This window comes from Porphyrobacter sp. MBR-155, from assembly GCF_040547625.1.
In the GTDB taxonomy this organism is placed as follows: Bacteria; Pseudomonadota; Alphaproteobacteria; order Sphingomonadales; family Sphingomonadaceae; genus Erythrobacter.
In genome coordinates, this window is sequence record NZ_JBEPQB010000015.1 from 37,837 (window position 1) to 63,145 (window position 25,309).

Below are 25,309 nucleotides of genomic sequence, written 5' to 3' on the forward strand. Positions count from 1 at the left end.
CCTCCCACTTTTCGTCATTGCGAGCGACAGCGAAGCAATCCAGAGCGGTTTGCGTTGGACTCTGGATTGCCGCGTCGCCTGCGGCTCCTCGCAATGACGGGATGAGGGAGAGGGAATGACCTGGGCCAAGGAACTCGAAGAACTGCGCGCCCGCGAGGCGCTGGCCGAGCAGATGGGCGGCGCGGACAAGGTTGCGCGGCAGCACGGGCGCGGCAAGATGGACGCCCGCGCGCGGCTCGCGGCTTTGTGCGACGAAGGCTCCTTCCGCGAGATCGGCAAGATTGCCGGTTCCGCCAAGTATGACGCCAACGGCGATCTTCAAGGCGTCACCCCCGCCCCCTTCCTGTTCGGCAAGGCGCTGATCAATGGCCGCCCGGTGGTCGCCACCGCCGACGATTTCACCATTCGCGGCGGCGCGGCAGACGCTGGCATCGCGCGCAAGATGGTGCAGGCCGAGATGATGGCGCACGAATTGCGGCTGCCGATCATCCGCATGATCGACGGCACCGGCGGCGGTGGCAGCGTCAAGACGCTCGAACAGATCGGCTCGACCTATATCCCCGCGGTGCCTGGCTGGGGCGATGTGGTGACGAACCTCGACACCGTGCCGGTCGTGGCGCTCGCATTGGGGCCGACTGCAGGCCTCGGCGCGGCGCGGGTGGTGGCGAGCCATTATTCGATCATGGTGCGCGGGCTTTCGCAATTGTTCGCTGCTGGCCCGGCGGTGGTCGATGGGTTGGGAGAGGGCTACAAGGGCGCGACCGATCACCAACAGGCCAAGGAAGAGCTTGGCGGGGTCGACATCCACACTCGCAACGGGGTGGTTGATGACGAGGTGGGATCCGAGGCCGAAGCCTTCGCCCGTGCGCGGCATTTCCTCAGCTTCATGCCCGAATATGTCGGGCAACCCGCCCGCCGTGCCGCCTGTGATGATCCCGCCGACCGGCGCGAGGAAGCGTTGCTCAGCCTTGTCCCGCGCGATCCCAAACAGGTCTATTCGATGCGCCGCTGTCTCGACATGGTGCTCGATAAAGGCACCCTGTTCGAAATAGGCAAGCACTGGGGCCGCGCAGCGATCACCGCGCTCGCGCGGCTCGATGGCTGGCCGGTGGCGGTGGTGGCGAGCGATCCCAGCTATCTCGGCGGATCGTGGGAGGCCAAGACCAGCGAGAAGGTCGAACGCTTCGTCAAACTCGCCGACCAGTTCCGGCTCCCCATCGTCCACTTGGTCGACAACCCCGGCTTCATGATCGGGCGCGAGGCGGAAATGGCGGGGACGATCCGTTACGGCGTCAATGCCATGAACGCGATCTACCGCGCCACCGTGCCGCTCGCCAGCATCGTCCTGCGCCGCGCCTATGGCATTGCGGGCAGCGCGATGAGCAATGCGGAAGCGTATCAATACCGCTACTGCTGGCCGAGCGGCGATTGGGGGAGCCTGCCCATCGCGGGCGGGCTGGAGGTGGCCTACAAGGCCGAACTGGAAGCCGCCGACGATCCGCAAGCCTTGCTGGAGGAAATCCGCGAACGGCTGGCCAAAGTCACCTCGCCCTTCCGCAGCGCCGAACGCTTCAATGTCGAGGACATCATCGACCCCCGCGACACGCGCCCGCTATTGTGCGAATTTGCCGGGCTGGCGTGGAGGCGGTTGGGGGCGGAGTAACCCTCCCCGGCGCGGGGAGGTGACAGCGCGCAAGCGCTGACGGAGGGGAGTCTCAGCGAAAGGCGGCGCTTGCGGTGAGTCCCCTCCACCATGCTGCGCATGGTCCCCCTCCCCCAAGGGGGAGGATTACCTTCCCATCCCCGCCTCGGCATCGGACGGCCCGAACAGCTTGCCCTTTTCGCTCAGCAACACCAGCACCAGACAGGTCAGCCCGCTCGCCAACAGCGCCAGCGCCAGCGGGCGCGCGGTGCCATCGAAGGCATAACCAATCGCCCCGCCCAGCAGCGCCGCCATGGTCATGCGCACGAACCCATGGGCGGAACTTGCCGCGCCCGCGATGGCAAAAAACGGGTTCATCGCAATCGCGCCGAAATTGCTGCCGATAAAGCCGAGCAGCGCCATGTTGATCGCCATCAGCGGGACGAAGTGCCACAGCTGCTCGCCCGGCTGGAACGCGAAGATCACCTGCACGATGCTCACCGCGATAAAGGCAAACAACGCCGTGTGGCTCACCCGCCGCGCGCCGAACCTTTCGACGATGCGCGAATTTGACCAGCTCGCCAACGCCATTGATCCCGCGCAGATGCCAAACACCAGCGGGAAAATGTCACCCGCGCCAAAGGTCTGGGTGATCAATTGCTGCGAGGAATTGATGAAGCCGAACAAGGCCCCGAACACCAGCGCACTGCCGAAGACATAGCCAACCACGCTCGGCATCGCGAGCGCACTGGTCATATTGACCGCAATCGTGCGCGGGCGGATCGGCTGGCGGTTTTCCGGGGCAAGGCTTTCGGGCAGGCGAAAATACACCCAGCCCGACATGCCCACGCCCGCCGCCGCCATCACACCAAAGATCGCACGCCAATCGGCAACCATCAGGATTACTTCGCCGATCGACGGCGCAATCGCCGGAACCATCAGGAAGATGACGAAGATCACGCTCATCATCCGGGCCATCTTGTCGCCGCCCACGCGGTCACGGATGATCGCGGGCGGCAGCGCAATGATCCCGGCGGCGAAAAACCCCTGCGCCGCGCGCACACCGATCAACGCATCGTAAGTCGGCGCAATCGCACTGGCGAGCGAGAGCACGATATAGACCGCAATCGCCCCCAGCAGGATCGGCCGCCGCCCGAAGCGGTCGGCCAGCGCGCCCGGCACCAGCGCGCCCATCCCGGCGGTAAGCAGATACACCCCGATCACGAATTGCCGGTCATTGCCTGCAACCGCAAGGTCAGCCGCCAGCGCATCCAGTGCGGGCAGGATCGCATCGATGCCAAAGGCGTTGAGCGCCATCAGCATCGCCATCATCCACAACAGCTCGCGTTCGCCCAAGGGCTTATGACGCGCCGTGTGGGCGGGGGATGAAGGGGCGGGCGGCGTAGCCATGCGGTGGCCTTTGCCAAGAGGTTTGCCCGAAGGCCACAGTTCTTTTCGCATATGCACAAAATGAGGCGCTGGGTGAAAATTTCCAGCAACAGTTCCTTCGCAGCGATGAAGGTTCTATTCTGGGTTGATGGAAACTGATCCGCCTGCACCCCAAGGCGACGCAGACGCGCCCGATGATCAGCCGGGCCTGCGCAAGATCATCCACGTCGATATGGACGCCTTCTTCGCGAGCGTTGAACAGCGCGACAATCCGGAATTGCGGGGGCTGCCGGTGGCGGTTGGTGGGGCCGGCGGGCGCGGGGTGGTGGCGGCGGCCAGTTACGAAGCGCGAAAGTTCGGGGTGAGAAGCGCGATGCCGTCTGTCACCGCGCAGCGCCTGTGCCCCGATCTCATTTTCGTGCGCCCGCGCTTTGATGCTTACAAGGAAGCCAGCCGCCAGATCCGCCGGGTGTTTGAACATTACACGCCCGTCATCGAACCGCTGAGTCTGGATGAGGCCTATCTCGACGTCACCGATGATCGATTGGGCATCGGCAGCGCCACCCGCATCGCCATGCTGATCCGGCAGGAAATCCGCGCCAAGACCGGCCTGACCGCCAGCGCGGGGGTAAGCTACAACAAGTTCCTCGCCAAAATTGCCAGCGATCAGAACAAGCCCGATGGGCTGTGCGTGATCCGCCCGGGCGAAGGCGCGGCGTTTGTGGCGGGCTTGCCGATCCGGCGGTTCCACGGGGTCGGGCCGAAGGCGGAGGCAAAGATGCAGGCGCTCGGCATTGCCACCGGGGCGGATGTGGCGGGCAAGGACATCGCGTTTCTGCGGACGCATTTCGGCAGCATGGCCGATTACCTCTACCGCGCCGCACGCGGCATCGACCTGCGCGCCGTCGCCGCGCACCGCGTGCGCAAATCGGTCGGCGGGGAACGGACGTTCAGCGAGGATATCGGCAGCGGCGCGGCTTTGCGCGAAACGCTGGAGAATATCATCGCCATCGTGTGGGAACGCATCGAGGCATCGCAAGCGCGTGGGCGCACTGTCACGCTCAAACTGAAATTCAGCGATTTTCGCACCATGACCCGCGCTGCGTCCGTGCCGCATTGGGTTTCCGGCCGGGAGGAGTTTGCCGCCCTCGCCCGCGGTCTGCTGGCGGCGGAATTGCCGCTGCCTCAGCCGATCCGGCTGATGGGGTTGACGCTCGGCAATCTTGAAGGGGCAGATGAGAGCAAAGCGCCGCGCGACGATGCGCAATTGCGGCTGATTTAGCTGCGTTCCCCCATCCCCCGCGCGCGCCACGCCTCAATCCGGGCGCGGGTAATGCGGCCCAGCGGTTCGGGCAGCGAATGCGACGGGAAGAACCGCGCCTCGATAATCTCGCGGCGATCGGGTTTGGGCCGCTGATCACAGGTCGCGGCGAACAGGTGCGCGGTGTGCGGCGCGCCCGAAATGACCTCCTCGATCACCCCGATGGCTTCAATCCGGGCCAGTGTGATGCCGATTTCTTCGCACACCTCGCGTTGCGCTGCGGCAAGCGGGTTTTCCCCTGACTTGAGGCCCCCACCGGGCAGCCCCCACACTTCCGGGCCATAGGAATGTTTGAGCAACAGCACATCACCGTTCAGATTGGTGATGATGACGCTGACCCCCGCAATCGGCTCCTTGCGCAAGCGCCGCCAATAATGCCTGACAAGGTGCGCCAGTGGCAGCAGGGCGCGGTGCAGCGGAGCGGGAAGGACATGGGGCATCATGCAAACACAGTAATAGGAATATCGCCGCGTTCCTGCGCGCCGCGCAGCAGCCGTGCGATTGGCAAATCATGCTCGCCGCGCAGTGCCGCGTCAAACACCGCGCGCTTATCCGCCGCCCCGCCAAGGGTGAACACAATCGCGTCGGTATCCAGCAGCGCAGGAATGGTCAGCGTGATCCGGTCAAACGGCGCATTTGCGGGCAGCGGGTCAGGCGTCAGGCGGCGAATGGCCAGCGGATCATCACGCTGCGGGTTGGTGTTGGGGAACAGCGAGGCGATGTGACCATCCGCCCCCATGCCCAGCCATGTCAGCGCGAAATGCGGCGGCACGGCATCCTCAGCCAAGGCGGCGATGTGTGCACCGGCGGGTTCGATCAGCGCGCGGATCTTTCCGGTGTTCGATGCTTCGTGATCCTCCGGCACGATCCGGTCGTCATTCGGCCAGACCGACAACCCCGCCCAATCGATGCTGTCCGCATGGTGTGCGATCAGGTCAGCGAGGATCGGGAACGGGGTCGATCCGCCGGGAATCGTGATTGCGGGCGTTGATCCGGCGGTGCCAAGATAGCGTGCCAGCCAATCGGCAATCGCGCGCGTATCGGAATTTGCGATGATGGTGATGTTGGGCATGGGCCTGCATATAGCAAAAGGGCTGCTCCCGGATAACCGGAAACAGCCCGCTTGTAGCAATCGGCCGCGATTACGCCAGTAACGCCTTGAGGAACCACACCTGCTGTTCGGCCATCAGCGCCGCCGCGCATTGGGATGCACAAGATAATCACCCGCAATAATCGTATAAAGCGATCACAATGGCACGAAACGAGCGTTCAAACCGATCAATAGCGCCGCAACAATCAGGCCAGAGGCCAGCCCCAGCCGTAACGGGCGCAGCGGCCAGCGCGCCAGCCCAGCCGTCCCCACGCCCCAGCCCAGCGCCACCGCCGCCGCACCGCCCAGCGCGCCGCCCAACCCGGTGGCGGCAGGCAGATTGGCCCACGCCGCCAGTGCAAACACCACGAAGCGCGCACCATCCCCAATCTGACGCGCCAGCAGCACGATGGCGATGGCGCCGAGCGAACGGGTGGGTTCTTGCGGCGGCTTCATCCGCACCGGCCAGGCGAGTTCCAGCGCGGCCAGACCCAGCGCAAAGGCGACCAGCATCTGCGCTGCGCGGCGCGGCAGCAGCGCGGCAAACTCTGCGCCGACCCATGCCATCACCGCCGCACTGATCGTCGCCGTCATGACACCGATCACCAGCAAGGGCGCACTGCGCTCCAACGCATCGGCCAGTTGCGCAACCAACCATTGATCGCGCCCGCCCAGCGCCAGCGCGAACACCAGCAACAGCGCGAGCAGAAAGCCGTCCATGGCCTAAGGCCCGTTCCCTAAGCCGTCCAAGGCCCCGTAATGGCCAGCGTGGCGGTGGGGGAATAGGCGTTGACGAACAGCCACTTGCCATCGGGTGAGAAGCACGCGCCTGCCGGTTCGGTCTGGATGCGCAGCCGCGCAAATTCATAGGCGCGGCCCTGCGGCGTCACCCCGCGCAGGTGGTTGTCGACCACGTCGGTATATTGATCTTCGCACACGATCAGGTGGCCATTGGGGGCAACGGTCAGATTGTCGCCATAGTTGAACTGATCGGTGCTTTCGCTTTCGAAAAACAGTTCGACCCTATCGGGTGCGCCCGCCAGCCCCGGTGTCAGTTTGAAGATCTGGCCCAATTCCTTGGCGCCGCCGCTGGTGGCGCAGGCGAACACTTCGCCCGTGCCCATATGCAGCCCTTCACCGCGCGCGATCAGCGCTGCGCCCTTGGCTACCGCGCGCTGGCGCAGATCATCCTTGGGGGCTTCCACGCCGTCGAGATCGACCCAGCCCACCGGGTAGCTTTGGCCCACCGGCATGGCGGGGCTGTTCCAGTTGCGCGTATCGGCCAGCCCATCGATCACCATCGCCTGCAACCGCCCGCCATCGGCCAGCTTGCCCGGCACGTTCGGCACGAAGCGGTAAAGCACGCCGTCATCGCGATCTTCGGTCATGTAAACGATGCCGGTCGCCGGATCGACGGCGGCGGCTTCGTGGTTGAAACGGCCCATCGCGGTGAGCGGCACGGCGTCCACCAGACCGGGCGCGGCAGCGGGAACTTCAAACACCCAGCCGTGATTGCGCTCCAGCCCATCACCATAGCGCTGGCCCGGCCCGGTCGGCGCTTCTTCGCACGAAAGCCAGGTGCCCCACGGCGTCACCCCGCCCGAACAATTGCGGATTGTTCCGCCAAGGCTGCGGAACTGGCGTTTGACCGCCAGTGTCGCCGCGTCGAGCACGATGGTGGTGGTGCCGCCGGGAACGAACACGCCATTACGCTTGCCAAACCCCTTGGCAATCGGGCCGCCTGCGTCATGATGCGGCTGCAATTCGTGGTTGCGCACCAGCGCGATTTCGCCATTTCCGATATCGAAACAGCCCATGCCGTCGGCGCGGTCGGGCACGGTGCCGCCGTCATCCATTCTATCACCCAGCCGCGATACCACGCGGTAGGAGAACCCTTCGGGCAGATCGAGCAACCCTTCCGGATCGGGCACCAGCGCGCCATAACCGCCAAACCCGCTGCCTGCCGCGACGGCGCGGGACTTGCCTGCAGGTGCGCTGCGGTTCGTACAACCGCTGGCTGCCAGCGCGGCAAAGGCAGAGGCGGTCGCGCCGAGAAAGCGGCGACGGTCGGGCGTGATCGTGAAGGGTATGGTCATGCCCCCGGCTTACTGCCCTGCCTCCAGTAAGCCAAGAATTTCGTCCCACCGCGCATATTTGAAATTCTGCGCAGCGGGCGGATTGATCCCGTCTTGCGCGATGAAGATGCCGCCGGGGAAGTCCGGGCCGAAATCGCGGTTGTCGAGTTCAATCCCATCGGTTTCCTCGGTGCTGCCAAACGTGCCCGCCGCAATGCGGAACCGGCCCACCGGGGTCATATCGGGCAGACGGAACACGGCGTAGGCATTGTCCCCCTGTGATGACGCCACCAGATAACCGCCGTTATCGCCTTCGGGTGCGATGGCGAGGCCTTCAAGATCGGCGACCAGCAGTTTGTTATCGACCGATGCGACCATGCGTTTGGCCCCGGTGGTCATGTCGATCGCCCAGATCCCGTCCACTTCTTCGCCGATATACAGCGTGCCGGTGCGCGGGTCGGCGATGCAGCCTTCGGGCTGGCTCGCCACGGTGGCGAGCGTGGTGGTGGCCCCGGCAAAGCCCGCTGCGCCGCGCGTAATGATGGTGCGGTAGATGATGCCGTTCTTGGGGGCGCTGAACACCGCTACATCGACGCTGCTGGAAGACTTGGCGATGCAGATGCCATAACCCTCTCCCGGCCCGACCGCGATCTGGCCCGCCGGGGTCAGAGCAGCGGTTTCGGGGTCAAGCAGCGCGAGGAACAGCCGCGCCGTCGCCAGATCGCTGCGGTCGCTGGCGATAACCAGGATCGTTCCATCGGCCAGATCGACCAGATCGACATTGTTCAGCCCCGGCGCGGGCAAAAACGAAAGCTGCGTGCCTTTCAGATCATAGACATACAGCCCGCCCTTCTTGTCGGTGCCGACAATCAGGCTGGCCGCAGGATTGGCCGGATTGCGCCAGATTGCCGGATCATCGGCGGCATCCGCGTTCGATGTGCCGACGGGGACGGTTTCCGCCACTGCGGTGACAGTCACCGCCGGATCGCCGATGATCGGGGGCACTGTCGCGCAAGCAGCAGCGATCCCGATCGTCAGCAGCGCGAAGCCGTGAAAGGGCCGGATCATCAGAATGCATACCTCGCCACGATCTGGAACACCGGCCCGGCGCGTTCGCTTTCCAGTTCGAACTCATCGAAATCGCGGTCAAACTGCTCCTGCACCGTGTTGAACTTGTTGAAATCTTCATCCTTGGTGCTGTCGAGCAGGTTCGATCCCACCGCGCGGATGGTCAGGCTGTCACCGAACCGCTTTTCAACGAAGATTTCCAAGTCAGCGCCGTAGCGGGTGAAGACTTCCCTTGCCACCACGCGGCCAAACGCCTCACCCTGCTTGCGGTAGGTCGCGCCGAACGCCGCGCCGAAATCGGGCAGGTTCTGGATCGCCCCGAAATTGTAGACATATTTGGATTGGTCGTTGAAGCGGCGCTTGCCGAATTCGTCGCTGATGCTGCTATCGAGCAGCGCGAGGTTGCCGAACACCCCGGTGTCGGGCAGGCCGGCAAAGGCGAGGCTGAACGAGGCGTCGAATTCGATCCCGTAAACTTCGCCGCTGCCGGTGTTGCGCGGGGTGAACACAAAGGTGCCCGGCCCTTCCGAACCTTCGACCGGCGCGCCGCCTGCATCGAGCACGGTGGCGATTTCGGTGAGGTTGGACACGTCGCGGTAGAACAGATTGACGCCGATGACCCCGGTTTTGCCGATCTTGTGTTCGTAACCCAGATCGCCGCCCCACGCCGTTTCCGGCAGCAATAGCGGGTTGCCGAGGAAGTCATTGTCGCCCAGTTCCGCCTCCAGCAGGTTGGGCGTCAGGAAATCGAAACGCGGGCGGCGCAGCGTGCGCGCGCCTGACAGGGTGACACGGCCATCGCCCAATTCATATTTCAGCGAGGCTGACGGCAGGAACTTGTCGTAATCGCTGGTGATTTCAGGCGCACCCGGCGTGCCAAGGTCGGCGATGCGCACATCGGTGTTTTCCCAGCGGATCCCGACTTCGAAGGTGAGGCTGTCATACTCGCCTTCGACCAACGCATAGAGATCCTTGCGCTTCTCCTCAATCCGCGTGATCGTTGCATCGAGCGGCGGGAAGGTGGCAGGCGCAAATTCGCCCGGATTGCGGGTGAACTGGTCATATCCTTCGCGGTCAGCCGCGGTCAGGTTGAAACGGCTGCGCACCGCCTGCAGGCTGGTGTCGCGATCCTTGTCCTGCCAGAACCCGCCGATGGCAAATTCCAGGTTATCGCTCAGCTCGAATTCGTGTTCGAGATTGACGAAAACCTCCGTGTCATCGATGTCGACCACCTGAAGGTCGCCGGTAAAGCGCGGGGTTGAACGGTCGAAATCGACCTCAAATTCAAACTCGTCCTGAAAATCGGTGAAGTTGGCGTAGCCAACCCGCAATTGGGTTTCGCCAAGGCTCCATTCGTGATCCAGCTTGGCGATCACTGACCAGCTTTCGGTGGTGATATCATTGACGTTGGCATTGTCGGTCAAAAGGTTGCCGGGATTGGCCGTGCGCACCGGGCCGTTGATCGCGGTCGGATCGTCATATTCGAACGAGCGTTCATCCTCAGTGCGTTCGGTGCGCACGAAATTGCCGAGGATTTCGAACTCGGTGGTTTCGGTCTCGATCCCCCAACTGGCATTGAAGGCATAATCAGTGCCGTCGCGGGTATCGGTCTGGTCTTCGCGGTTGTCGAAATCTTCGGTGCGGAAATTGGGGTTGTTTTCGGGCGAGTCGGTGAACCGCTGGCTGAACTTTTCCTTGGGGTTGTAACGCCCTTGCACGTTCGCCCCGATCAGCACGCGCCCCCCGGCCAATTCGCCGCCGTAATAAAACCCGCCCGAAGGCTTGAATTCGCCATCGTCGAACAACAGTCCGCCCGCGCGCACATAGCCGCCATCAAGCGAGAACCCGTCGCGCAGCTTGATATTGAGCGATCCTGCCACCGCATCGCCGGTGCGCCGCGCTGATGACGAGCGCACGATTTCGACCTGCTCGATCAATTCGGCCGGGATGCGGTCAAGGAAGAACGAACGGTCGGACTGGCCGCCCGGCACCCGTTCGCCATTGATCAGGATCTGGGTATAACCCGGGTCAAGCCCGCGCAGCCGTGCGCCATCGCTTTCGATCACGTCCGACAGGAAGGTCACGCCCGGAACACGTTTCAGCGCATCGCCCGCTGTCAGCGGTTCGAAGCGTTGGAAATATTCTTCATCATAGACCAGAATCGGCTCGGCAGAATCGCTGCGGTTGCGAAAACCGATGCTCCCCTGCACGACGATTTCCTTGGCGGTCTGGATGCGGTCGTCCTCGCTCTCGTCAGTCTCGGCCAAGGCCCCGCCCGATTGCAGCGCAGCGGCGGTCGCCTGCGGATCGGCAGTGTTGGCAAAGGCAGGCGCGGCCAAACCGATTGTGAGCGCCGCAGCCGCGCTGCCGACGAGAAATTGGGTGCGAATCATGTGGTATTTCCCCTGTGCTGGCCCGACTTGGGGCCGCTTCCGGGGACGCGCTTAACCGCGGGCAATGACAGACACGCGACCGCGCAATGACGGATCAATGACATGATGAAATGTTGCGCAATTGCCGCAATGAGAGGTGTGGCGCACCGCCGCGCAAGCGCCTAGCATCGGGCAAACATGACAGTGGGAGAATGAACCGATGAAGATCAAACCGGGCATGGCAGCGGTAGTCACCGGCGGCGCGAGTGGGTTGGGCAAGGCGAGCGCGCAGGCCTTTGCCGAAGCGGGCATGAAAGTCGCAATTTTCGACATTAACGACGAAGCGGGTGAAGCCCACGCAGCCGCGATTGGCGGGACATTCCACCATGTCGACATCATGGACGAATCCAGCGTCGAAGCCGGGTTTGCCGCCGCGCGCGCGGCCCACGGGCAGGAACGTGTGACGCTGCACTGCGCGATGGCTTCACGGCGCGGCAAGACGCTGGGGTGGGACAAGCAGGCGGGCGCGTTCAAACGCCTTTCGACCGAGGATTACGCCTTCGGAGCGGAAGGGATTCTGGTCGCGAGTTACCGCGTCGCCAGCATCTCGGCTCTGGGCATGGCCAATGCCGATCCGGTGAATGATGATGGTGAACGCGGCGCGATCATCCTGACCGCCAGCGTCGCTGCGCAGGACGGGCAAATCGGGCAGGTGATCTATGGTTCGTGCAAGGCCGGGGTGAATGGTCTCGTCCTGCCGATGGCGCGCGATCTGATGGACATGGGCATCCGGGTCAATTCAGTCATGCCGGGCATCTTCGCGACCCCGCTGATGCTGGGGATGAAAGATCGCAACCCGCCGATGTGGGCGCAATTGAACGCATCCGTGCCCTTCCCCAAACGGCTCGGCGAACCGGAGGAGTTTGCATCGCTGGTGCTGGAAATTGCCCGCAATTCCTACATCAACGGCCACCAGTTCCGGCTGGACGGGGCGATCAGAATGCCGCCTAAATGATCTCTCACGGCTAGCTGGCTTCGCCAGCGCCTCCGAGGGGCGGCCTACCGGCCGACGGGCACCGGAACACTTTGGTGCACTTGCGAACCCTTCGGGTGCGATCAGTGCTCGAACAAAAGGATTTATCATGCCTGCCCAAACCAACGAATACCCCACCAAAGCTTACGGCGCGACTGCGCCCGATAGCGGCGTGGGGCCAATGCAGATCATCCGCCGGGGGTTGCGCGATGATGATGTGCTGATCGAAATCAGCCATTGCGGCATCTGCCATTCCGATCTGCATACAGCGCGCAACGATTGGGGTTTTACCAAATATCCTATTGTGCCGGGACACGAAATCGTCGGCACGGTCAGCGCTGTGGGCGAGAGCGTTACCCGTCACAAGGTCGGCGACCGGGTGGCGATTGGCTGCATGGTCGATGCCTGCATGGAGTGCCGCCACTGCGCCGCTGATCTTGAACAATATTGCCTCGATGGCGGCAATACCGGCACCTATAACGGCGTTGACCGGCACGATGGCACACCCACCTTTGGGGGCTATTCCGAACGGATCGTGTGCCGCGAGGAATTCGTGCTCAAAGTCCCCGCCAACCTGCCCAGCGCCGAAGCCGCGCCGTTGCTGTGCGCCGGGATCACCACCTACTCACCGCTTCGCACCTGGAAGACCGGCCCCGGCAGCAAGGTCGCCGTCGCGGGGCTTGGCGGGTTGGGGCACATGGGGGTGAAGCTGGCAGCGGCGATGGGGGCACAGGTGACCGTGCTCAGCCGCAGCGAAAGCAAGCGCGCCGATGCCGAAAAGCTGGGCGCGCACGCCTTTCTCAACACCGAAGACAAAGTGGCGATGAAGGCCGCGCGCGGCACGTTCGACATGGTGCTCAACACCATTCCGGTGCGGCACGATGTGGTGCCCTATCTGCACCTGTTGCGGGTCGACGGGGTGCAGGTGCTGGTCGGGATGATCGGGATGATGCCCGAATTGCACACCAGCGTGCTGCTGGGCCGCAAGGTGTTGACCGGCAGCGGCATTGGCGGGCTGGCTGAAACACAGGAAATGCTCGATTTCTGCGCGGAGCATAACATCCTGCCCGATATCGAGGTGATCGCGATGCAGGATATCCAGAACGCCTATGACCGGATGGAAGCCAGCGATATCAAATACCGCTTCGTGATCGACATGGAGAGCTTGCGCACAACGTGAGGGCAAAGCGCAATTGCGACTGATGCAAGTTTGCAACGCAACAAACGGAATGTAAGGAAGGCCGGTCGCAAAACAATTGTGCAAGTGCGAAGAATCTGGCAGGCCATGAGTGCGCCGCGACGGATGCCCGATCAAAAGAACAAGAGGCTCCGCGCAGCACGCAGGTGGAACGATCCAACCCTCTCTATGGAGCGTTCCTTATGTTTATTCGTTTTGCCTCGGCTGCTTCCGCCGTCGCTCTCGTCGCCTGTCTTTCCACTCCCGCCTTTGCCGGAGAAGCGCAAGACGCCGATGTCGGCCCCATTCTTGAAATCGCTGACGGTCAAAGCCAACCGGCTGCTGGCTCGCTGCGCGCGATCGAACCGATTGACCTTGCCACCGCCAGCCACGCTGATGATGCCGAACCGGCAATCACCGTTTCGGGCAGCGCCACGCTGACATCGGACTACCGCTTCCGCGGCGTTTCGCAGTCTGACGAAGGTATCGCCATCCAGGGCGGCTTTACCATCGGCCATGAAAGCGGCTTTTATGTCGGCACCTGGGGTTCTAGCCTCGCCGGATGGGGCACCTTTGGCGGCGCCAATACGGAACTTGACCTGATCGCCGGCTATGCCTTCAGCGCGGGTAATGCCAATTTCGATCTGGGGCTCACCTGGTTCATGTATCCCGAAGGCGCGGACACCAGCGATTTCGCCGAACTTTACGCCAGTGTCTCGGGTGATATCGGCCCGCTATCGCTGACCGCAGGGGTCGCCTACGCGCCGTCGCAAGAGGCGCTGGGCAAGGTGTTCCTGACCGGCGCGGCGGCCGCCGCCGGTATCCCGGATGATCCGGGCGACAAGGAAGACAACCTCTACCTGTATGGCGACGCGGCCTATGGCATTTCCGGTACGCCGGTCACGCTGAATGCCCATATCGGCTATTCGGATGGCAATGCCGGGCTTGGCCCCAATGGCACCAGCATCGCGCCGACCGGCACCTATTTCGATTGGTCGCTGGGCATTGATGTTGTGCCGATTGAAGGGCTGACGCTGTCAGCCGCCTATGTAGACACCGACATCTCGGCTGCCGACAGCGCATTTCTGCTACCCAATTTTTCCAAACTGAACGGCGGCAAGATCGCTGATGCGACCATAGTGTTCTCGGTTACGGCCGCGTTCTGATCTCAGGCACAATTGCTGGCATGAAGGGGCGCCCTGCCGGGATGGCAGGGCGCCCCTTTACTTTTCCCAGCACTTGCCGATAGGTTTCTCCCGACAACTGATAACAGGCATGCGGGAGAGAGACGATGAAGCGGATTGCGGTTCTGGCAGTTGGCTGCGCTGCGCTGGCATTGACCCCGGTGGCCGAGGCTGAGGCCAAGAGCCGATACGAAGCCAGCATCACCCGCACCACTTTCGGCATCCCGCATATCACCGCCGATACCTGGCAGGGGGTCGGATACGGGGTCGCCTATGCCTATGCCGAAGATAACCTGTGCCTGCTGGCAGAGGAATTCGCGACCGTGGCGGGCACGCGCTCGCAGCATTTCGGGCCGGAAGCCAAGGCAGTGCTGGGCTTTCAGGAGGTCGACAACCTTTCTTCCGACGTGTTCTTCCGCGCGATGATTGATCTGCCGATGCTGCGCAAAGGCGCAAAATCGCAAGGCCGTGAGGCGCTGTTGCTGGCCGAAGGCTATGTCGCGGGCTACAACCGCTTCCTGAAAGATGCTGGCGCGGAGGGTGTGCCCGCCGAATGCCGGGGCAAGGCCTGGGTGCAGCCGATCACGCTTGATGATGTGCTGCGCCTCACCGAAAAACAGATGCTGCTGGCAAGTTCGCTGGCGCTGGCATCTGGCATCGCCAATGCCGCGCCTCCGGGCAAGACGCTCGCCCGGTTCGATCAGACGCTTCCCCGTGCGGACGAGCTGGGGCTGGGCAGCAATGGCTGGGCATTCGGCGGCGATGCCACTTCGGATGGGCGCGGCTTCCTGATCGGCAATCCGCATTTCCCGTGGAACGGGCCGAGCCGGTTCTGGCAGATGCACGTCAGCGGCCCTGATGGTTATGACGCGATGGGGGTGGGCATTGCCGGTTCGCCGATCCCGACGCTGGGTTTTAACCGCGATGTCGCCTGGACGCACACCGTCACCGCCGCGCGGCATTTCACGCTTTTTGCGCTGACGCTCGATCCGGCTGATCCGACGCGCTATATGGTCGACGGTGAAAGCGTGGCGATGACCCCGCTTACCGTGACCGTGCCGATGCCCGATGGCGCGCCGGACGTCACCCGCACGCTCTATTCCACCCGCCACGGCCCCGTGTTCGTCGCCCCGCAATCGGGCGTAACGTGGAGCGCGACCAGTGCCTTTGCAATGAAGGATGCCAATCGCGGCAATATGCGCGCGATCGACACCTGGCTGCGGATCGGTCAGGCGAAAAGCGTGGGCGAGATCAACGCAGCGGTGAGCGAAACGCTCGGCATTCCGTGGGTCAACACCATCGCGGCGGATCGCCACGGCGATGCGCTGCACGCCGATGTGACCGCTGTTCCCAATGTTTCGGCAGCCAAGATCGCCGCCTGTTCCACCCCGATTTCCGGGCTGTTCGCCTCGCTCGCCACGCTGCTCGACGGCACGCGCGCGGAATGTGATTGGGACGTGGCCCCCGGCACCCCCGAACCGGGACTGATGCCCGCCAGCGATCAGGCCGCAACCATCGCCCGCGAATACCTCACCAACTCCAACAACAGCTACTGGCTCAGCAATCCGCGCATGCCGCACGCCGCGCTTTCGCCAATCCTTGGCGGCCATACCAGCGAGCTGACTCTGCGGGTGCGGTCGAACTTCACCGAAACCGAGGCGCTGCTGGCAGCGGGCAAGGTTGACCGGGCGCGGGCCAAGGCGATGGTGTTCGCCAACAAGACGCTGGCCGCTGATATGACGCTGGAACCGCTGCTGGCGCTGTGCGCGGACGCTGCCGAGCCATCACGCGGCTGCACCGCGCTGGCGGGCTGGGATCGCCGCTATGAAGCGTCCAGCAAGGGCGCGGCGCTGTTCCGCGCGTTCTGGGCCAAGGCTGCGCGCATCCCCGGACTGTGGGCGGTGCCGTTCGATGCCGCCGATCCGGTCAACACCCCGCGCGATCTCAACACCGCGGCCATCGGTGACAGACTGCTGGCCGCGCTGGGCGATGCGGTGGCCGAACTTGATGCCGCCGGGATTGCGCTCGATGCCGAATGGGGCAGCGTGCAACAATGGCGGGACGGTGATCAGCGCATCGCCATCCACGGCGGCCCCGGCACCGCAGGCGTGCTCAATTATCAGGACGCGCGCCCTGCACCCGGCGGCGGATTGGTGCCGGTGCACGGAACCAGCTATATCCAAATCGTAGGGTTTGATGATGCTGGCCCGGTGGTCGACGCGATCCTCAGCTACAGCCAGTCGACCGACCCGGCCTCCGCGCACTTCACCGATCAGACCAACGCCTACGCCGCCAAGGCCTGGCACCGCCTGCCGTTCCACGCCGATGACATCGCAGCGCAAACCATCACCCCGGCCAAGCGAATAGCGGAGTAATACCAAAGCGCGATGAGTCTGACTCATCGCGCTTTGGTTAAGCCTGTGCGGCGTTTGAGCAATTCCAGCGCGTGATGCGTGAGCATCTCAGCGTGCTGGTATAAGCATGGGGCGCAGAATTCAGCTGATCACAAATTGGCCCAGTCGATTGGCTGATGCCGGTCAAGCCGCCGCGATTGATCGGCCAGCGGATATTTCAGCCCTGATGCACAATTGAACAGCAGAACCTCCTCATCCGCGCTGACCAGGCCATTGCGCAGCGCCTTTTCATAGGCCGCAAGCGTCGCCCCGCCTTCCGGGCATAGCAACGTGCCGTCCTCGCGGGCGACCGCCGATACCGCTTCTTCGATGGCAGCATCGGACACGGCAATTGCAAACCCGCCGCTTTCGCGCACCGCGTCAAGGATCAGGAAATCGCCCACCGCCTGCGGCACACGAATGCCCGCAGCAACGGTGGCCGGATCATCCCAGCGCACAGCGTGACGTTCCCCCTGCTCATAGGCGCGCACCATCGGCGCGCAGCCTTCGGCCTGCACCGCCACCATGCGCGGACGTTCGGGGCCGATCAGGCCAATCGCTTCGAGTTCGGCAAAGGCTTTCCACATCCCGATCAGCCCGGTGCCGCCCCCGGTCGGATAAAAGATCACATCGGGCACCCGCCAGCCGAGCTGTTCGACCAGTTCCAGCCCCATCGTCTTCTTGCCTTCGATCCGGTAGGGTTCTTTCAGCGTCGAAAGATCAAACCACCCCTGCGCGTCCTTGCCTGCCGCAACCAGCTTGCCGCAATCATCGATCTGGCCGTTGACCCGGTAAACCCGCGCGCCGTATGCCGCGATTTCGCGGATGTTGATTTCGGGCGTTTCTTCCGGGGCGAAGATTACCGCCTCGATTCCCCCCGCCGCTGCATAGGCCGCCGCCGCCGCGCCGGCATTGCCATTGGTGGGCATGGCGATCTTGGCAACCCCTAACTCCTTGGCCATGGACAGCGCCAGTGCCAACCCGCGCGCCTTGAACGATCCGGTCGGCAGGCGGCCTTCATCCTTGACCAGCACCGCCCGTGCGCCCAGCCGCGCCGCCGTGCGTTCAAGCGGCAGGATCGGAGTGGCGACCTCGCCCAGTTCAAGACGATTGGAAAAATCGGCCAAAGGCAGCAATTCGCGCCATTTCCACAGCGTCTCCGGGCGCGCGGCAAAGGTTTCGCGCGTCACCGCCGCGCGCAGGGCATCCAGATCATAGCGCACCAGCAGCGGCCGTCCGGCTGGCGACAATCCATGGATCTGGCCAGCCTCATGGCGTGTGCCGGTGAGCCCGCATTCAAGATGGCTGACAAAATACTCGCGTGGGGTGGTCATCGGAAACCTTCCAATTCTGATCGGCCGGAACCGACAGCATAGCCTACGTGCGCCTGCGCTCGATTGGGCAACCCGCCGAAATCGGGGGCGGTGGAAACGCCGCCCCCTATTCGGTGTCCTTCCAGCCCCAGGCCAGGCGGCAGGGAAGGATGTTCAGCAATTCAAAGCCGCTGTCCACCCGATCAAAATACTGCGCGGTCAGGTTCTGGGCCGATTTGCTGAACTGATAAGTAAGGAACGCCCCGCCCGGCCGGATCGCGCGATGGGTAGCTGCGGCAATGCAGGGGCCAAGACCCTCCGGCAGCGTGGAAAATGGCAGGCCCGACAGGATATAATCCGCTTGATCGTGGCCATGCGCGCGGATGATCTCCTCCACATCCTTCGCCGAACCATGGACGGCAATGAAGCGGCTGTCGCTGATGGTGCGATTGAGATAGTCGATGAACAGTTTGTTGGTATCGATGACGATCAAGGTTCCATCGCGCCGCAGTTTGTCGAGCACCGGGCGGCAGAAGGTGCCCACCCCGGGGCCATATTCAACGAACAGCTTGCAGCGGCCCCAATCAACGGGCCCAAGCATCTTCCTGATCGTGAAGCGGGACGACGGGATGATCGAACCGACCATCACCGGATGCTCCAGAAAACCTTGGAAAAAGACGCCCCATGGCCCGAAGAATTTTCGCAATTTCTGCTTCCACCGCGTAGCCGTGCGCTCTAGCGAAACCTCATAACCGGCCATTATCAATCAGCACCCCTCGCCATGCCCCCACCGCGAGGACCAATCTGCATAAGCGCGGAATCGCAAACTCGCTGCCACTTTGCAAGGCATTCCCCACAGAGCGCGCAGTTGCGGCTGTTTCCACCGACTTACTCTAATGGGTGAAGGGAAGCCAATAAGCTACACAAGCAATTGAATTCAATTCAATATTTGAAATGAGCAAATTCAAAGGCCCCCAATCTGGCCCCCAACACTCCGTGCTTCTGTGGATAAAGGCGGGACTTTGGTTGGCCATCGCGCCCATCTTGAAGGCTGGCATTTAGCACTCCCCGCGATGGTTGTCATGGCCAGTGACAGCAAGCCTTGGCCATGCGCTCACGCGATAGCCCGCTGGTCAGTGCGATCCATACCGCCTCTTGCTTGAACTCTTCGGAACGCTCATCATCTCGTCGGTCTCCTGCCCTCGAGCTCTAAACGCTCTGGCGACCGGCGCAAAACCGTTACAAGTCCAGACATCTCGGTTTCCTCGCTCAAGTCACGTCCTCCTCGGCCAAATAGTAGTGGGCTTCTGCCTCTGCGGGAGTGATATGCCTTATATGGCCGAACAGGCGGCAATTGTTGAACTTGTGCAAGTTTGACATTTCCACCGTGGATGCGCTCGGCCACTAACACCGCGCCAGCTGATTGATCGATGAATTCTAGGCCAATCGCCTAGAGCCGGGGAGCATCATCAACCCACCCTTCACTGACCGGATATCCGGCTTCAGATGGAATCGAAACGAGAAACTTGCCGTCCTTTCGCTGAGCGGACGGTGTCACTCGAAAGAGAGGGCGATTGCGAGCAGCCTCAAGTGCATCATCGACGCAATCTGACAGGGCCAGCAGATGCAAATTGGCCTTGGTCGAAAAAAGGAGGCCGTGAATGCCATCCGCATCGCGCTCCAGCACCTCTTTCGGTTCCACCCAGTCCGCTGCGACAGTTTCGACACCGTCGCAGCACAGGATGTGATCACGCGGCGCACGGGCAAGGAGAAACCGCGTATCCCATCGTTTTGGGGCAGTCGGCGGCGTCACCCAGTGGGCGAAGTCAGCCATGTGCCCCAGATCGAAATGCACGTCGCATCGTTCCATGAGCGAGAACAGACCATCGCTTCTCGAACCAGACAGGCCATCGAGATCACCATTGACCATACACAGAACGCCAGCTTCCTCCCAGCATTCACGAATGCCTGCAATACGAAATGCCAGATCGGAAGCGTTGAGGTCATCCCCGCCTCGACAGAGGCTACGCCACCTCTCATCCATATCTTCCCTCTCTACAACGCCGCCCGGGAAAACGCGGCGGGACGGAAACGAACCAATTGCACTGCGCTTTACCAGCAACACCTGGAACGGATCATCGCGGACGAGCAGAACGGTTGCAGCAAGCCGTGGTTCGACAGAAGCAGCAGAAGGATCTGGTTCGCGCACTTGCATCCTAGCCGCGCGCGAAGCTTTCGCCGTTCGTGGCCTTTTCTTTCAGCAGTTTGGCCGGCTCCATGCCCATTGCTTCGAGGCCTTCAACAACTTTGCCCAGCCCGACAGTATCGGCCCAGAACATCGGGCCACCTTTGTAGACCGGCCAGCCATAGCCAAGAATGCAGGCGACATCGATGTCACTGGCCCTTGCAGCAATCCCTTCATCGAGAATTTTGGCGCATTCGTTGACCACCGGGTAAAGCATCCGCTCCACGATCTGGCCTGCCGTAAACTCGATCTTGGTCGATACGCCCTTCGCAGCAGCGAAATCCGCGATGACCCGAGCGGCCACCGGGCTTGGCGTCGCCTTGCGACTGGCATCGTAATCGTAAAAGCCACCGCCTTTTTTCTGACCAAGCCTCCCGATCTTTATCAGATCCGATTGGAGTGTGCGTTCATTTGAGCCACGACCGATGACATCCAGCCCGACGAGGTCCGCCATGGCGAAGGGTCCCATAGCGAACCCGAAATCAAACATGGCCTGATCGATCTGCTCAGGTTCAGGCCCCTGCAGCACCAGTTGCAGCGCCTGCTGGCTGCGCGGGGCCATGACCCGGTTGGCTATGAAGCCCGGCCCCACCCCGCTGACGACCGGGACTTTTGCAATCTTCTTGGCGAAACTCAGGGCAGTGGCGAGCGTGGTATCTGACGTTGCCGATCCGCGGACGATTTCCAGCAGACGCATGACATTGGCTGGCGAGAAGAAGTGCAGGCCGACGACACGCGATGGTCGCGATGTCGCAACAGCAATCTCGTTGAGGTCGAGGAACGAGGTATTGGAAGCGAGGATCGCCTCGGGCTTCACTATTGAATCCAGTTCGGCAAAGAGGCCCTTCTTGATACCCATATCCTCGAACACCGCCTCGATGATCAGGTCGGCTTCCTTGACGGCATCAAGGGAAAGCGCAGTGTCAAGCTTCCCCAGCCGCTGTTCTGCCACATCCGGCTTTAGCCGCCCTCTTTCCACCTGCTTCTTGTAGGTGTCGGCAATGGTCGCGGCACCACGATCGAGAGCAGCCTCTTCCCGTTCGACCATCGTGATAGACAGACCCGCATCGAGACAAGCCATGGCAATCCCGGTGCCCATCGTGCCTGCACCAATGACGCCGACCTTTGCTATCGGCAAAGGCTGCACATCTTTGGCAAGATCAGGCACCTTTGCACCTTGCCGCTCCGCAAAGAAATAATATCGCTGGGCGGCGCTTTCGGTGCTGGTCACCAGTTCCTGGAACAGTTCCCGCTCCCTCACGATCCCCTGCTCAAATGGCAGTTCAGCCGCCGCTTCAATAGCTTTGACGATATTAAAAGGCGCCTTGAACCCGCGGAAAGCGCGCGCGTGCTTTGCCAGGTATTCGGAATAGATCTCGGGCTTGCCGCGATAGGGCTCAACTTTATCCTGCCGGTCCCTGACTCGTGTGAGCGGCCCGCCCTTTTGGATCAGGTCTGCTGCAAATGCGATGGCGTCTTCACGAAGTTTGCCCTCTTCCGCGAGCGCGTCGATCATGCCCAACTCCAGCGCCTTTCGCGCGCCAGTCGGAGCTCCGCCGGTGATAAGGTCCAGCGCAGCCGGGATGCCAACAATGCGCGGTAGTCGTTGCGTTCCCCCGGCCCCCGGCAACAGGCCCAGAGCCACCTCCGGCAAGCCGACCTTCGCGCTGGGAACCGCGATGCGGTAGTGGCAAATCAACGCCAGCTCATAGCCACCACCCAGCGCGGTTCCGTGAATGGCCGCCACAACCGGTTTGTCGCCATTTTCGATTATCTCGAACACGTCCTGCAGGCTTGGTCCGCCCATGTCTTTGCCGAACTCGGAAATGTCCGCCCCGGCGATGAAGGTGCGACCGGCACAAATCAGGACTATGGCCTTTACGTCATCGTCAGCCGCGAACTGGCGAAAACCTTCATCTAGCGCCCGCCGCGTATGCACGCTGAGCGCATTCACCGGTGGATAGTCGATCGTGAGAATCCCGACCCCATCTATTACTTCAGTTGTGCCGATCTGGTTCATGGTTCGTTTGCCCTCCGAGAATGGGTGAAATGGACTAAGGCCTGACTATGCGAGCCGAGGCCTGGGTGCCGGTGTGGCAGAAAAGCGCGGCGCAGGTGCGGGCTGCGTCATGCCACCCTGTTCAACGAACGTGCTCCGGGCCACATTGTGAGGATGACGAGGCGCCTCTGCTAGACTCAGTACCGGGGCAAAACATATGTCGGTGCCATCCATCACGGCACACCACTCGTCACGCGTCTTGGTAAGGAACAGTTGTGCAAGGCGCTCCTTCAGTCCCTCCCACCGCTCCTGATCCATCTGTTGCGCGAAGTCAGGTTCATCAGCGAGGCCGGCCTTCTCGATGAGCAGCGCATAGAACTGCGGCTCGATGGAACCGAGCGAGATCCATTTCCCGTCTGCAGTTTCATAGGTGTCGTAGAAGTGAGCCCCGGAATCGAGAAGGTTGACCCCGCGCTCGTCACGCCACTGGCCGTTCCCGAAAAAGGTATAGGTCATGGCCGACAGGATCGCCGCACCGTCGACCATCGCGCAATCGACCACCTGACCGACACCTGTGCTTCGGGCGTTGAGAATCGCGGCGACGACACCGAACGCCAACATCATTCCTCCCCCGCCGAAATCGCCGACTGCGTTTACCGGGAACGTTGGCTTCTCGCCTTTTCGGCCATAGGTGTGCAACGCCCCTGACAGGGCAATGTAATTGATGTCATGCCCGGCCATCGGCGCCATCGGGCCATCCTGGCCCCAGCCCGTCATCCGGCCGAACACAAGCCGGGGATTGATTGCCAGTAGCTCATCCGGACCAAGCCCCAGCCGCTCCAGCACGCCGGGGCGATACCCTTCGATCAGGGCATCGGCACTTTGCGCCAGCTCCATGATCTGCGCGATACTTTCGGGTTGCTTGAGGTCCAGCTCAAGCCGTTCGCGATTACGGTTCAGGATGTCACGATTGCCGCTGTCGCCAAAGCGACCTGCGTGACCCGGACGCTCGATCCGGATTACACGCGCGCCGTGATCGGCCAGCATCATGCCGCAAAATGGCGCGGGGCCCAATCCGGCGAATTCGATAACGGTCACGCCGTCAAGCACACCTGGCACTTCGATCTCCCTTCAATCGACTTTCAATTTCAAGAATGCACGACGGCATCGACACGTTCGATAATGATGGCCGGAGCCATGCCGCCAAAGGCACACATTGTGATCAAGGCATATCGACCGCCTGATCGCTCCAGCTCGTCCAGAGCTGTGCCGATGAGGATCGAGCCAGTTGCGCCAATGGGATGCCCAAGCGCAATCGCACCGCCATTGATGTTCACCCTGGCACGATCGATGCCGAGATCACGGATTGCCTTTTCAGTCACAACCGCAAAGGCTTCGTTGATCTCCCACACGTCGATATCTTCAACGCTGAGCCCGGCCCGCGCCAACGCTTTGCGGGCAGCGGGTACGGGTGCATTAAGGATAAGGGTCGGACAATCACCAGCGTTGACGGCGGTGACTATTCGTGCGCGGGGTTTCCAGCCATTGTCCTTCAAACCTTGCTCGGACGCGAGCAGCAAAGCTGCCGAACCATCGACGACCCCCGAGCTGGTGCCGGCGTGATGGACAGGCTCCCATTCGAGCTGCGGGTACTTGCGCTCGATCATTTGCCGCATGGTTGTGCCATCGGTGGCGGCTGCAACCTGTTCCATCGCCACAAAGGCTGGCTTGAGCCCGGCCAGGCTTTCCGATGTCGTGTCCGGGCGCGGATACTCGTCATGCGCGAGCGCGAGCGAGCCGTCACGATTACTGACTGGCACGATACTGCGGTCAAAGCGGCCGTCATCCCGGGCCAGCTTGGCCTTGCGCTGGCTGTCGACCCCGAGCGCTTCCAGTTCGGCCCGCGTGATCCCTTCCATCGCCGCAATGGCATCGGCAGCTACGCCCACAGCAGATATCGGATGGTCGCGGTAGAGTTCCTCATTGCCGCGTGCACGACCCAGCCGGGCAAATCCCGTCCCCTCCTCCCAACTATCGGCCTCGGCATGATGGCTCATCATTTCAGTGCCGCCGGCGATGACAACATCTTCGAAGCCTGCCATGATCTGGCCGGCAGCGAAGCCGACACTGGTAATCCCGCCGCCACAGAAGCGATCAAGCGTCACCCCGCTTGCCTTGACGTCATAGCCTGCCCACAAGGCGGAGAGCCTGCCCAGATCACCACCTTGTTTGCCGCGTTGCTGACTGCAAGACCAGACGATGTCATCGACACGGCTGGTGTCGAGGTCATTGCGGTCACGCAAGGCGCGTAGAACCGTAGCCCCAAGATCCTGCGGATGGAGGTGCGCCAACGCGCCTTTGCCCAGCTTGCCGATCCCGCGCGGCGTACGCACCGCATCGATTATATAGGCGTAGGTCACGACACTACTCCCCTGCCCTAGCGAGGTGCCATGCCCCACCGGTAACGACAGCCGCGGTCGAACCATCGATCTTCATAAAGACGCTCCCTTTCAATAACTGCGCGGCAGGCCGAGCACGTGTTCGGCCAGATAGGACAGGATGAGGTTGGTAGAGATCGGAGCGACGGTATAAAGCCGCGCTTCGCGGAACTTGCGTTCGACGTCATATTCCTCGGCAAAACCGAACCCGCCGAAGGTCTGCACACACATGTCGGCTGCTGCCCAACTGGCTTCGGAGGCGAGCAGTTTGGCCATGTTGGCTTCCGCACCGGGATTGCCGCCCTCATCATAGGTCTGCGCCGCGTGGTGCACCATCAGTTCCGCCGCGCGCATCTGGGCATAGGCGCGCGCGATCGGGAATTGCACGCCCTGATTCTGGCCGATGGGCCGCGCGAACACGCTACGGTCTTTGGCGTAGGCGGTGGCTTTTTCGATGAACCACTTGGCATCGCCGATGCATTCCGCCGCGATCAGGATGCGTTCGGCGTTCATGCCTGACAGGATGTAGCGGAACCCCTTCCCCTCTTCGCCCACCAAGGCCGATGCGGG

The 25,309-nt window shown here is 62.4% G+C and carries 20 protein-coding genes; 6 read left to right on the plus strand and 14 right to left on the minus strand.

The window, feature by feature from the left end:
- The first annotated feature begins 115 nt into the window (after positions 1-115).
- Positions 116-1,663 carry an acyl-CoA carboxylase subunit beta gene (locus ABIE62_RS14250; RefSeq protein ID WP_354327005.1) on the plus strand — a complete coding sequence of 516 codons (1,548 nt, stop codon included), beginning with the start codon at positions 116-118 and terminating at the stop codon, positions 1,661-1,663.
- Between the two features lie 126 nt (positions 1,664-1,789).
- Here ABIE62_RS14250 and ABIE62_RS14255 read toward each other — a convergent pair whose 3' ends face one another.
- The gene (locus ABIE62_RS14255; protein WP_354327007.1) at positions 1,790-3,052 is read right to left on the minus strand and encodes a multidrug effflux MFS transporter; all 1,263 of its coding nucleotides are present in this window, start codon (positions 3,050-3,052) and stop codon (positions 1,790-1,792) included.
- A gap of 127 nt (positions 3,053-3,179) precedes the next feature.
- Here ABIE62_RS14255 and dinB point away from each other — a divergent pair, with 127 nt between their 5' ends.
- Positions 3,180-4,313 (plus strand): DNA polymerase IV, encoded by a 1,134-nt coding sequence (gene dinB / locus ABIE62_RS14260; RefSeq protein WP_354327009.1) that lies wholly within the window; start codon positions 3,180-3,182, stop codon positions 4,311-4,313.
- On the opposite strand, the gene ABIE62_RS14265 is transcribed toward dinB, so the two are convergent.
- The 6 genes from ABIE62_RS14265 to ABIE62_RS14290 form a co-directional block, all read right to left on the minus strand.
- Positions 4,310-4,795 (minus strand): NUDIX hydrolase, encoded by a 486-nt coding sequence (locus tag ABIE62_RS14265; protein ID WP_354327011.1) that lies wholly within the window; start codon positions 4,793-4,795, stop codon positions 4,310-4,312. The genes dinB and ABIE62_RS14265 overlap by 4 nt on opposite strands.
- Positions 4,792-5,424 (minus strand): 6-phosphogluconolactonase, encoded by a 633-nt coding sequence (locus tag ABIE62_RS14270; protein WP_354327014.1) that lies wholly within the window; start codon positions 5,422-5,424, stop codon positions 4,792-4,794. The genes ABIE62_RS14265 and ABIE62_RS14270 overlap by 4 nt, the downstream gene beginning before the upstream one ends.
- 174 nt (positions 5,425-5,598) lie before the next feature.
- Positions 5,599-6,162 (minus strand): hypothetical protein, encoded by a 564-nt coding sequence (locus ABIE62_RS14275; protein WP_354327016.1) that lies wholly within the window; start codon positions 6,160-6,162, stop codon positions 5,599-5,601.
- A gap of 17 nt (positions 6,163-6,179) precedes the next feature.
- Entirely contained in the window at positions 6,180-7,538 is a 1,359-nt protein-coding gene (locus ABIE62_RS14280; protein ID WP_354327018.1) for an alkaline phosphatase PhoX, read from the minus strand.
- 9 nt (positions 7,539-7,547) lie between these two features.
- Positions 7,548-8,585, minus strand: coding sequence for a phytase (locus ABIE62_RS14285; RefSeq protein WP_354327020.1), 1,038 nt, complete (start codon positions 8,583-8,585; stop codon positions 7,548-7,550).
- Positions 8,585-10,978 carry a TonB-dependent receptor plug domain-containing protein gene (locus tag ABIE62_RS14290; RefSeq protein ID WP_354327022.1) on the minus strand — a complete coding sequence of 798 codons (2,394 nt, stop codon included), beginning with the start codon at positions 10,976-10,978 and terminating at the stop codon, positions 8,585-8,587. The genes ABIE62_RS14285 and ABIE62_RS14290 overlap by 1 nt, the downstream gene beginning before the upstream one ends.
- A 199-nt stretch (positions 10,979-11,177) precedes the next feature.
- Between ABIE62_RS14290 and ABIE62_RS14295 the strand changes: the two genes are divergently transcribed.
- From ABIE62_RS14295 to ABIE62_RS14310, 4 genes are all read left to right on the plus strand, one after another.
- Positions 11,178-11,972 (plus strand): SDR family oxidoreductase, encoded by a 795-nt coding sequence (locus ABIE62_RS14295; RefSeq protein ID WP_354327023.1) that lies wholly within the window; start codon positions 11,178-11,180, stop codon positions 11,970-11,972.
- 127 nt (positions 11,973-12,099) lie between these two features.
- The gene (locus ABIE62_RS14300) at positions 12,100-13,170 is read left to right on the plus strand and encodes an NAD(P)-dependent alcohol dehydrogenase (RefSeq protein WP_354327024.1); all 1,071 of its coding nucleotides are present in this window, start codon (positions 12,100-12,102) and stop codon (positions 13,168-13,170) included.
- A 200-nt stretch (positions 13,171-13,370) separates the two neighbouring features.
- Positions 13,371-14,333 carry a TorF family putative porin gene (locus tag ABIE62_RS14305; RefSeq protein ID WP_354327025.1) on the plus strand — a complete coding sequence of 321 codons (963 nt, stop codon included), beginning with the start codon at positions 13,371-13,373 and terminating at the stop codon, positions 14,331-14,333.
- Between the two features lie 125 nt (positions 14,334-14,458).
- Complete coding sequence (locus tag ABIE62_RS14310) at positions 14,459-16,726, plus strand: penicillin acylase family protein (RefSeq protein WP_354327026.1); 2,268 nt, start codon at positions 14,459-14,461, stop codon at positions 16,724-16,726.
- Positions 16,727-16,854: 128 nt separating this feature from the next.
- Here ABIE62_RS14310 and ABIE62_RS14315 read toward each other — a convergent pair whose 3' ends face one another.
- From ABIE62_RS14315 to ABIE62_RS14350, 7 genes are all read right to left on the minus strand, one after another.
- Positions 16,855-18,078, minus strand: coding sequence for a threonine synthase (locus tag ABIE62_RS14315; protein ID WP_354327028.1), 1,224 nt, complete (start codon positions 18,076-18,078; stop codon positions 16,855-16,857).
- A 106-nt stretch (positions 18,079-18,184) separates the two neighbouring features.
- The gene (locus ABIE62_RS14320; protein ID WP_354327029.1) at positions 18,185-18,817 is read right to left on the minus strand and encodes a class I SAM-dependent methyltransferase; all 633 of its coding nucleotides are present in this window, start codon (positions 18,815-18,817) and stop codon (positions 18,185-18,187) included.
- Between the two features lie 690 nt (positions 18,818-19,507).
- On the minus strand, positions 19,508-20,266 hold the full coding sequence (locus ABIE62_RS14330) for an NUDIX hydrolase (RefSeq protein WP_354327030.1): 759 nt from the start codon (positions 20,264-20,266) through the stop codon (positions 19,508-19,510).
- Between the two features lie 7 nt (positions 20,267-20,273).
- On the minus strand, positions 20,274-22,322 hold the full coding sequence (locus ABIE62_RS14335; protein WP_354327032.1) for a 3-hydroxyacyl-CoA dehydrogenase NAD-binding domain-containing protein: 2,049 nt from the start codon (positions 22,320-22,322) through the stop codon (positions 20,274-20,276).
- Between the two features lie 45 nt (positions 22,323-22,367).
- Positions 22,368-23,420 (minus strand): CaiB/BaiF CoA transferase family protein, encoded by a 1,053-nt coding sequence (locus tag ABIE62_RS14340; protein ID WP_354327033.1) that lies wholly within the window; start codon positions 23,418-23,420, stop codon positions 22,368-22,370.
- Between the two features lie 29 nt (positions 23,421-23,449).
- Positions 23,450-24,721, minus strand: a complete 1,272-nt coding sequence (locus ABIE62_RS14345) for an acetyl-CoA C-acetyltransferase (RefSeq protein WP_354327035.1) — start codon at positions 24,719-24,721, stop codon at positions 23,450-23,452.
- A 90-nt stretch (positions 24,722-24,811) separates the two neighbouring features.
- The coding region (locus ABIE62_RS14350) for an acyl-CoA dehydrogenase family protein (protein ID WP_354327036.1) at positions 24,812-25,309 on the minus strand (498 nt) is incomplete at its 5' end.

Coding starts and splice junctions, on each gene's coding strand:
- ABIE62_RS14320 (WP_354327029.1), bottom strand. CDS start 18,817: ATGGCCGGTTATGAGGTTTCGCTAGAGCGCACGGCTACGCGGTGGAAG.
- ABIE62_RS14255 (WP_354327007.1), bottom strand. CDS start 3,052: ATGGCTACGCCGCCCGCCCCTTCATCCCCCGCCCACACGGCGCGTCAT.
- ABIE62_RS14310 (WP_354327026.1), top strand. CDS start 14,459: ATGAAGCGGATTGCGGTTCTGGCAGTTGGCTGCGCTGCGCTGGCATTG.
- ABIE62_RS14295 (WP_354327023.1), top strand. CDS start 11,178: ATGAAGATCAAACCGGGCATGGCAGCGGTAGTCACCGGCGGCGCGAGT.
- ABIE62_RS14265 (WP_354327011.1), bottom strand. CDS start 4,795: ATGATGCCCCATGTCCTTCCCGCTCCGCTGCACCGCGCCCTGCTGCCA.
- ABIE62_RS14300 (WP_354327024.1), top strand. CDS start 12,100: ATGCCTGCCCAAACCAACGAATACCCCACCAAAGCTTACGGCGCGACT.
- ABIE62_RS14250 (WP_354327005.1), top strand. CDS start 116: ATGACCTGGGCCAAGGAACTCGAAGAACTGCGCGCCCGCGAGGCGCTG.
- ABIE62_RS14335 (WP_354327032.1), bottom strand. CDS start 22,322: ATGAACCAGATCGGCACAACTGAAGTAATAGATGGGGTCGGGATTCTC.
- ABIE62_RS14280 (WP_354327018.1), bottom strand. CDS start 7,538: ATGACCATACCCTTCACGATCACGCCCGACCGTCGCCGCTTTCTCGGC.
- ABIE62_RS14290 (WP_354327022.1), bottom strand. CDS start 10,978: ATGATTCGCACCCAATTTCTCGTCGGCAGCGCGGCTGCGGCGCTCACA.
- dinB (WP_354327009.1), top strand. CDS start 3,180: ATGGAAACTGATCCGCCTGCACCCCAAGGCGACGCAGACGCGCCCGAT.
- ABIE62_RS14315 (WP_354327028.1), bottom strand. CDS start 18,078: ATGACCACCCCACGCGAGTATTTTGTCAGCCATCTTGAATGCGGGCTC.
- ABIE62_RS14305 (WP_354327025.1), top strand. CDS start 13,371: ATGTTTATTCGTTTTGCCTCGGCTGCTTCCGCCGTCGCTCTCGTCGCC.
- ABIE62_RS14285 (WP_354327020.1), bottom strand. CDS start 8,585: ATGATCCGGCCCTTTCACGGCTTCGCGCTGCTGACGATCGGGATCGCT.
- ABIE62_RS14270 (WP_354327014.1), bottom strand. CDS start 5,424: ATGCCCAACATCACCATCATCGCAAATTCCGATACGCGCGCGATTGCC.
- ABIE62_RS14275 (WP_354327016.1), bottom strand. CDS start 6,162: ATGGACGGCTTTCTGCTCGCGCTGTTGCTGGTGTTCGCGCTGGCGCTG.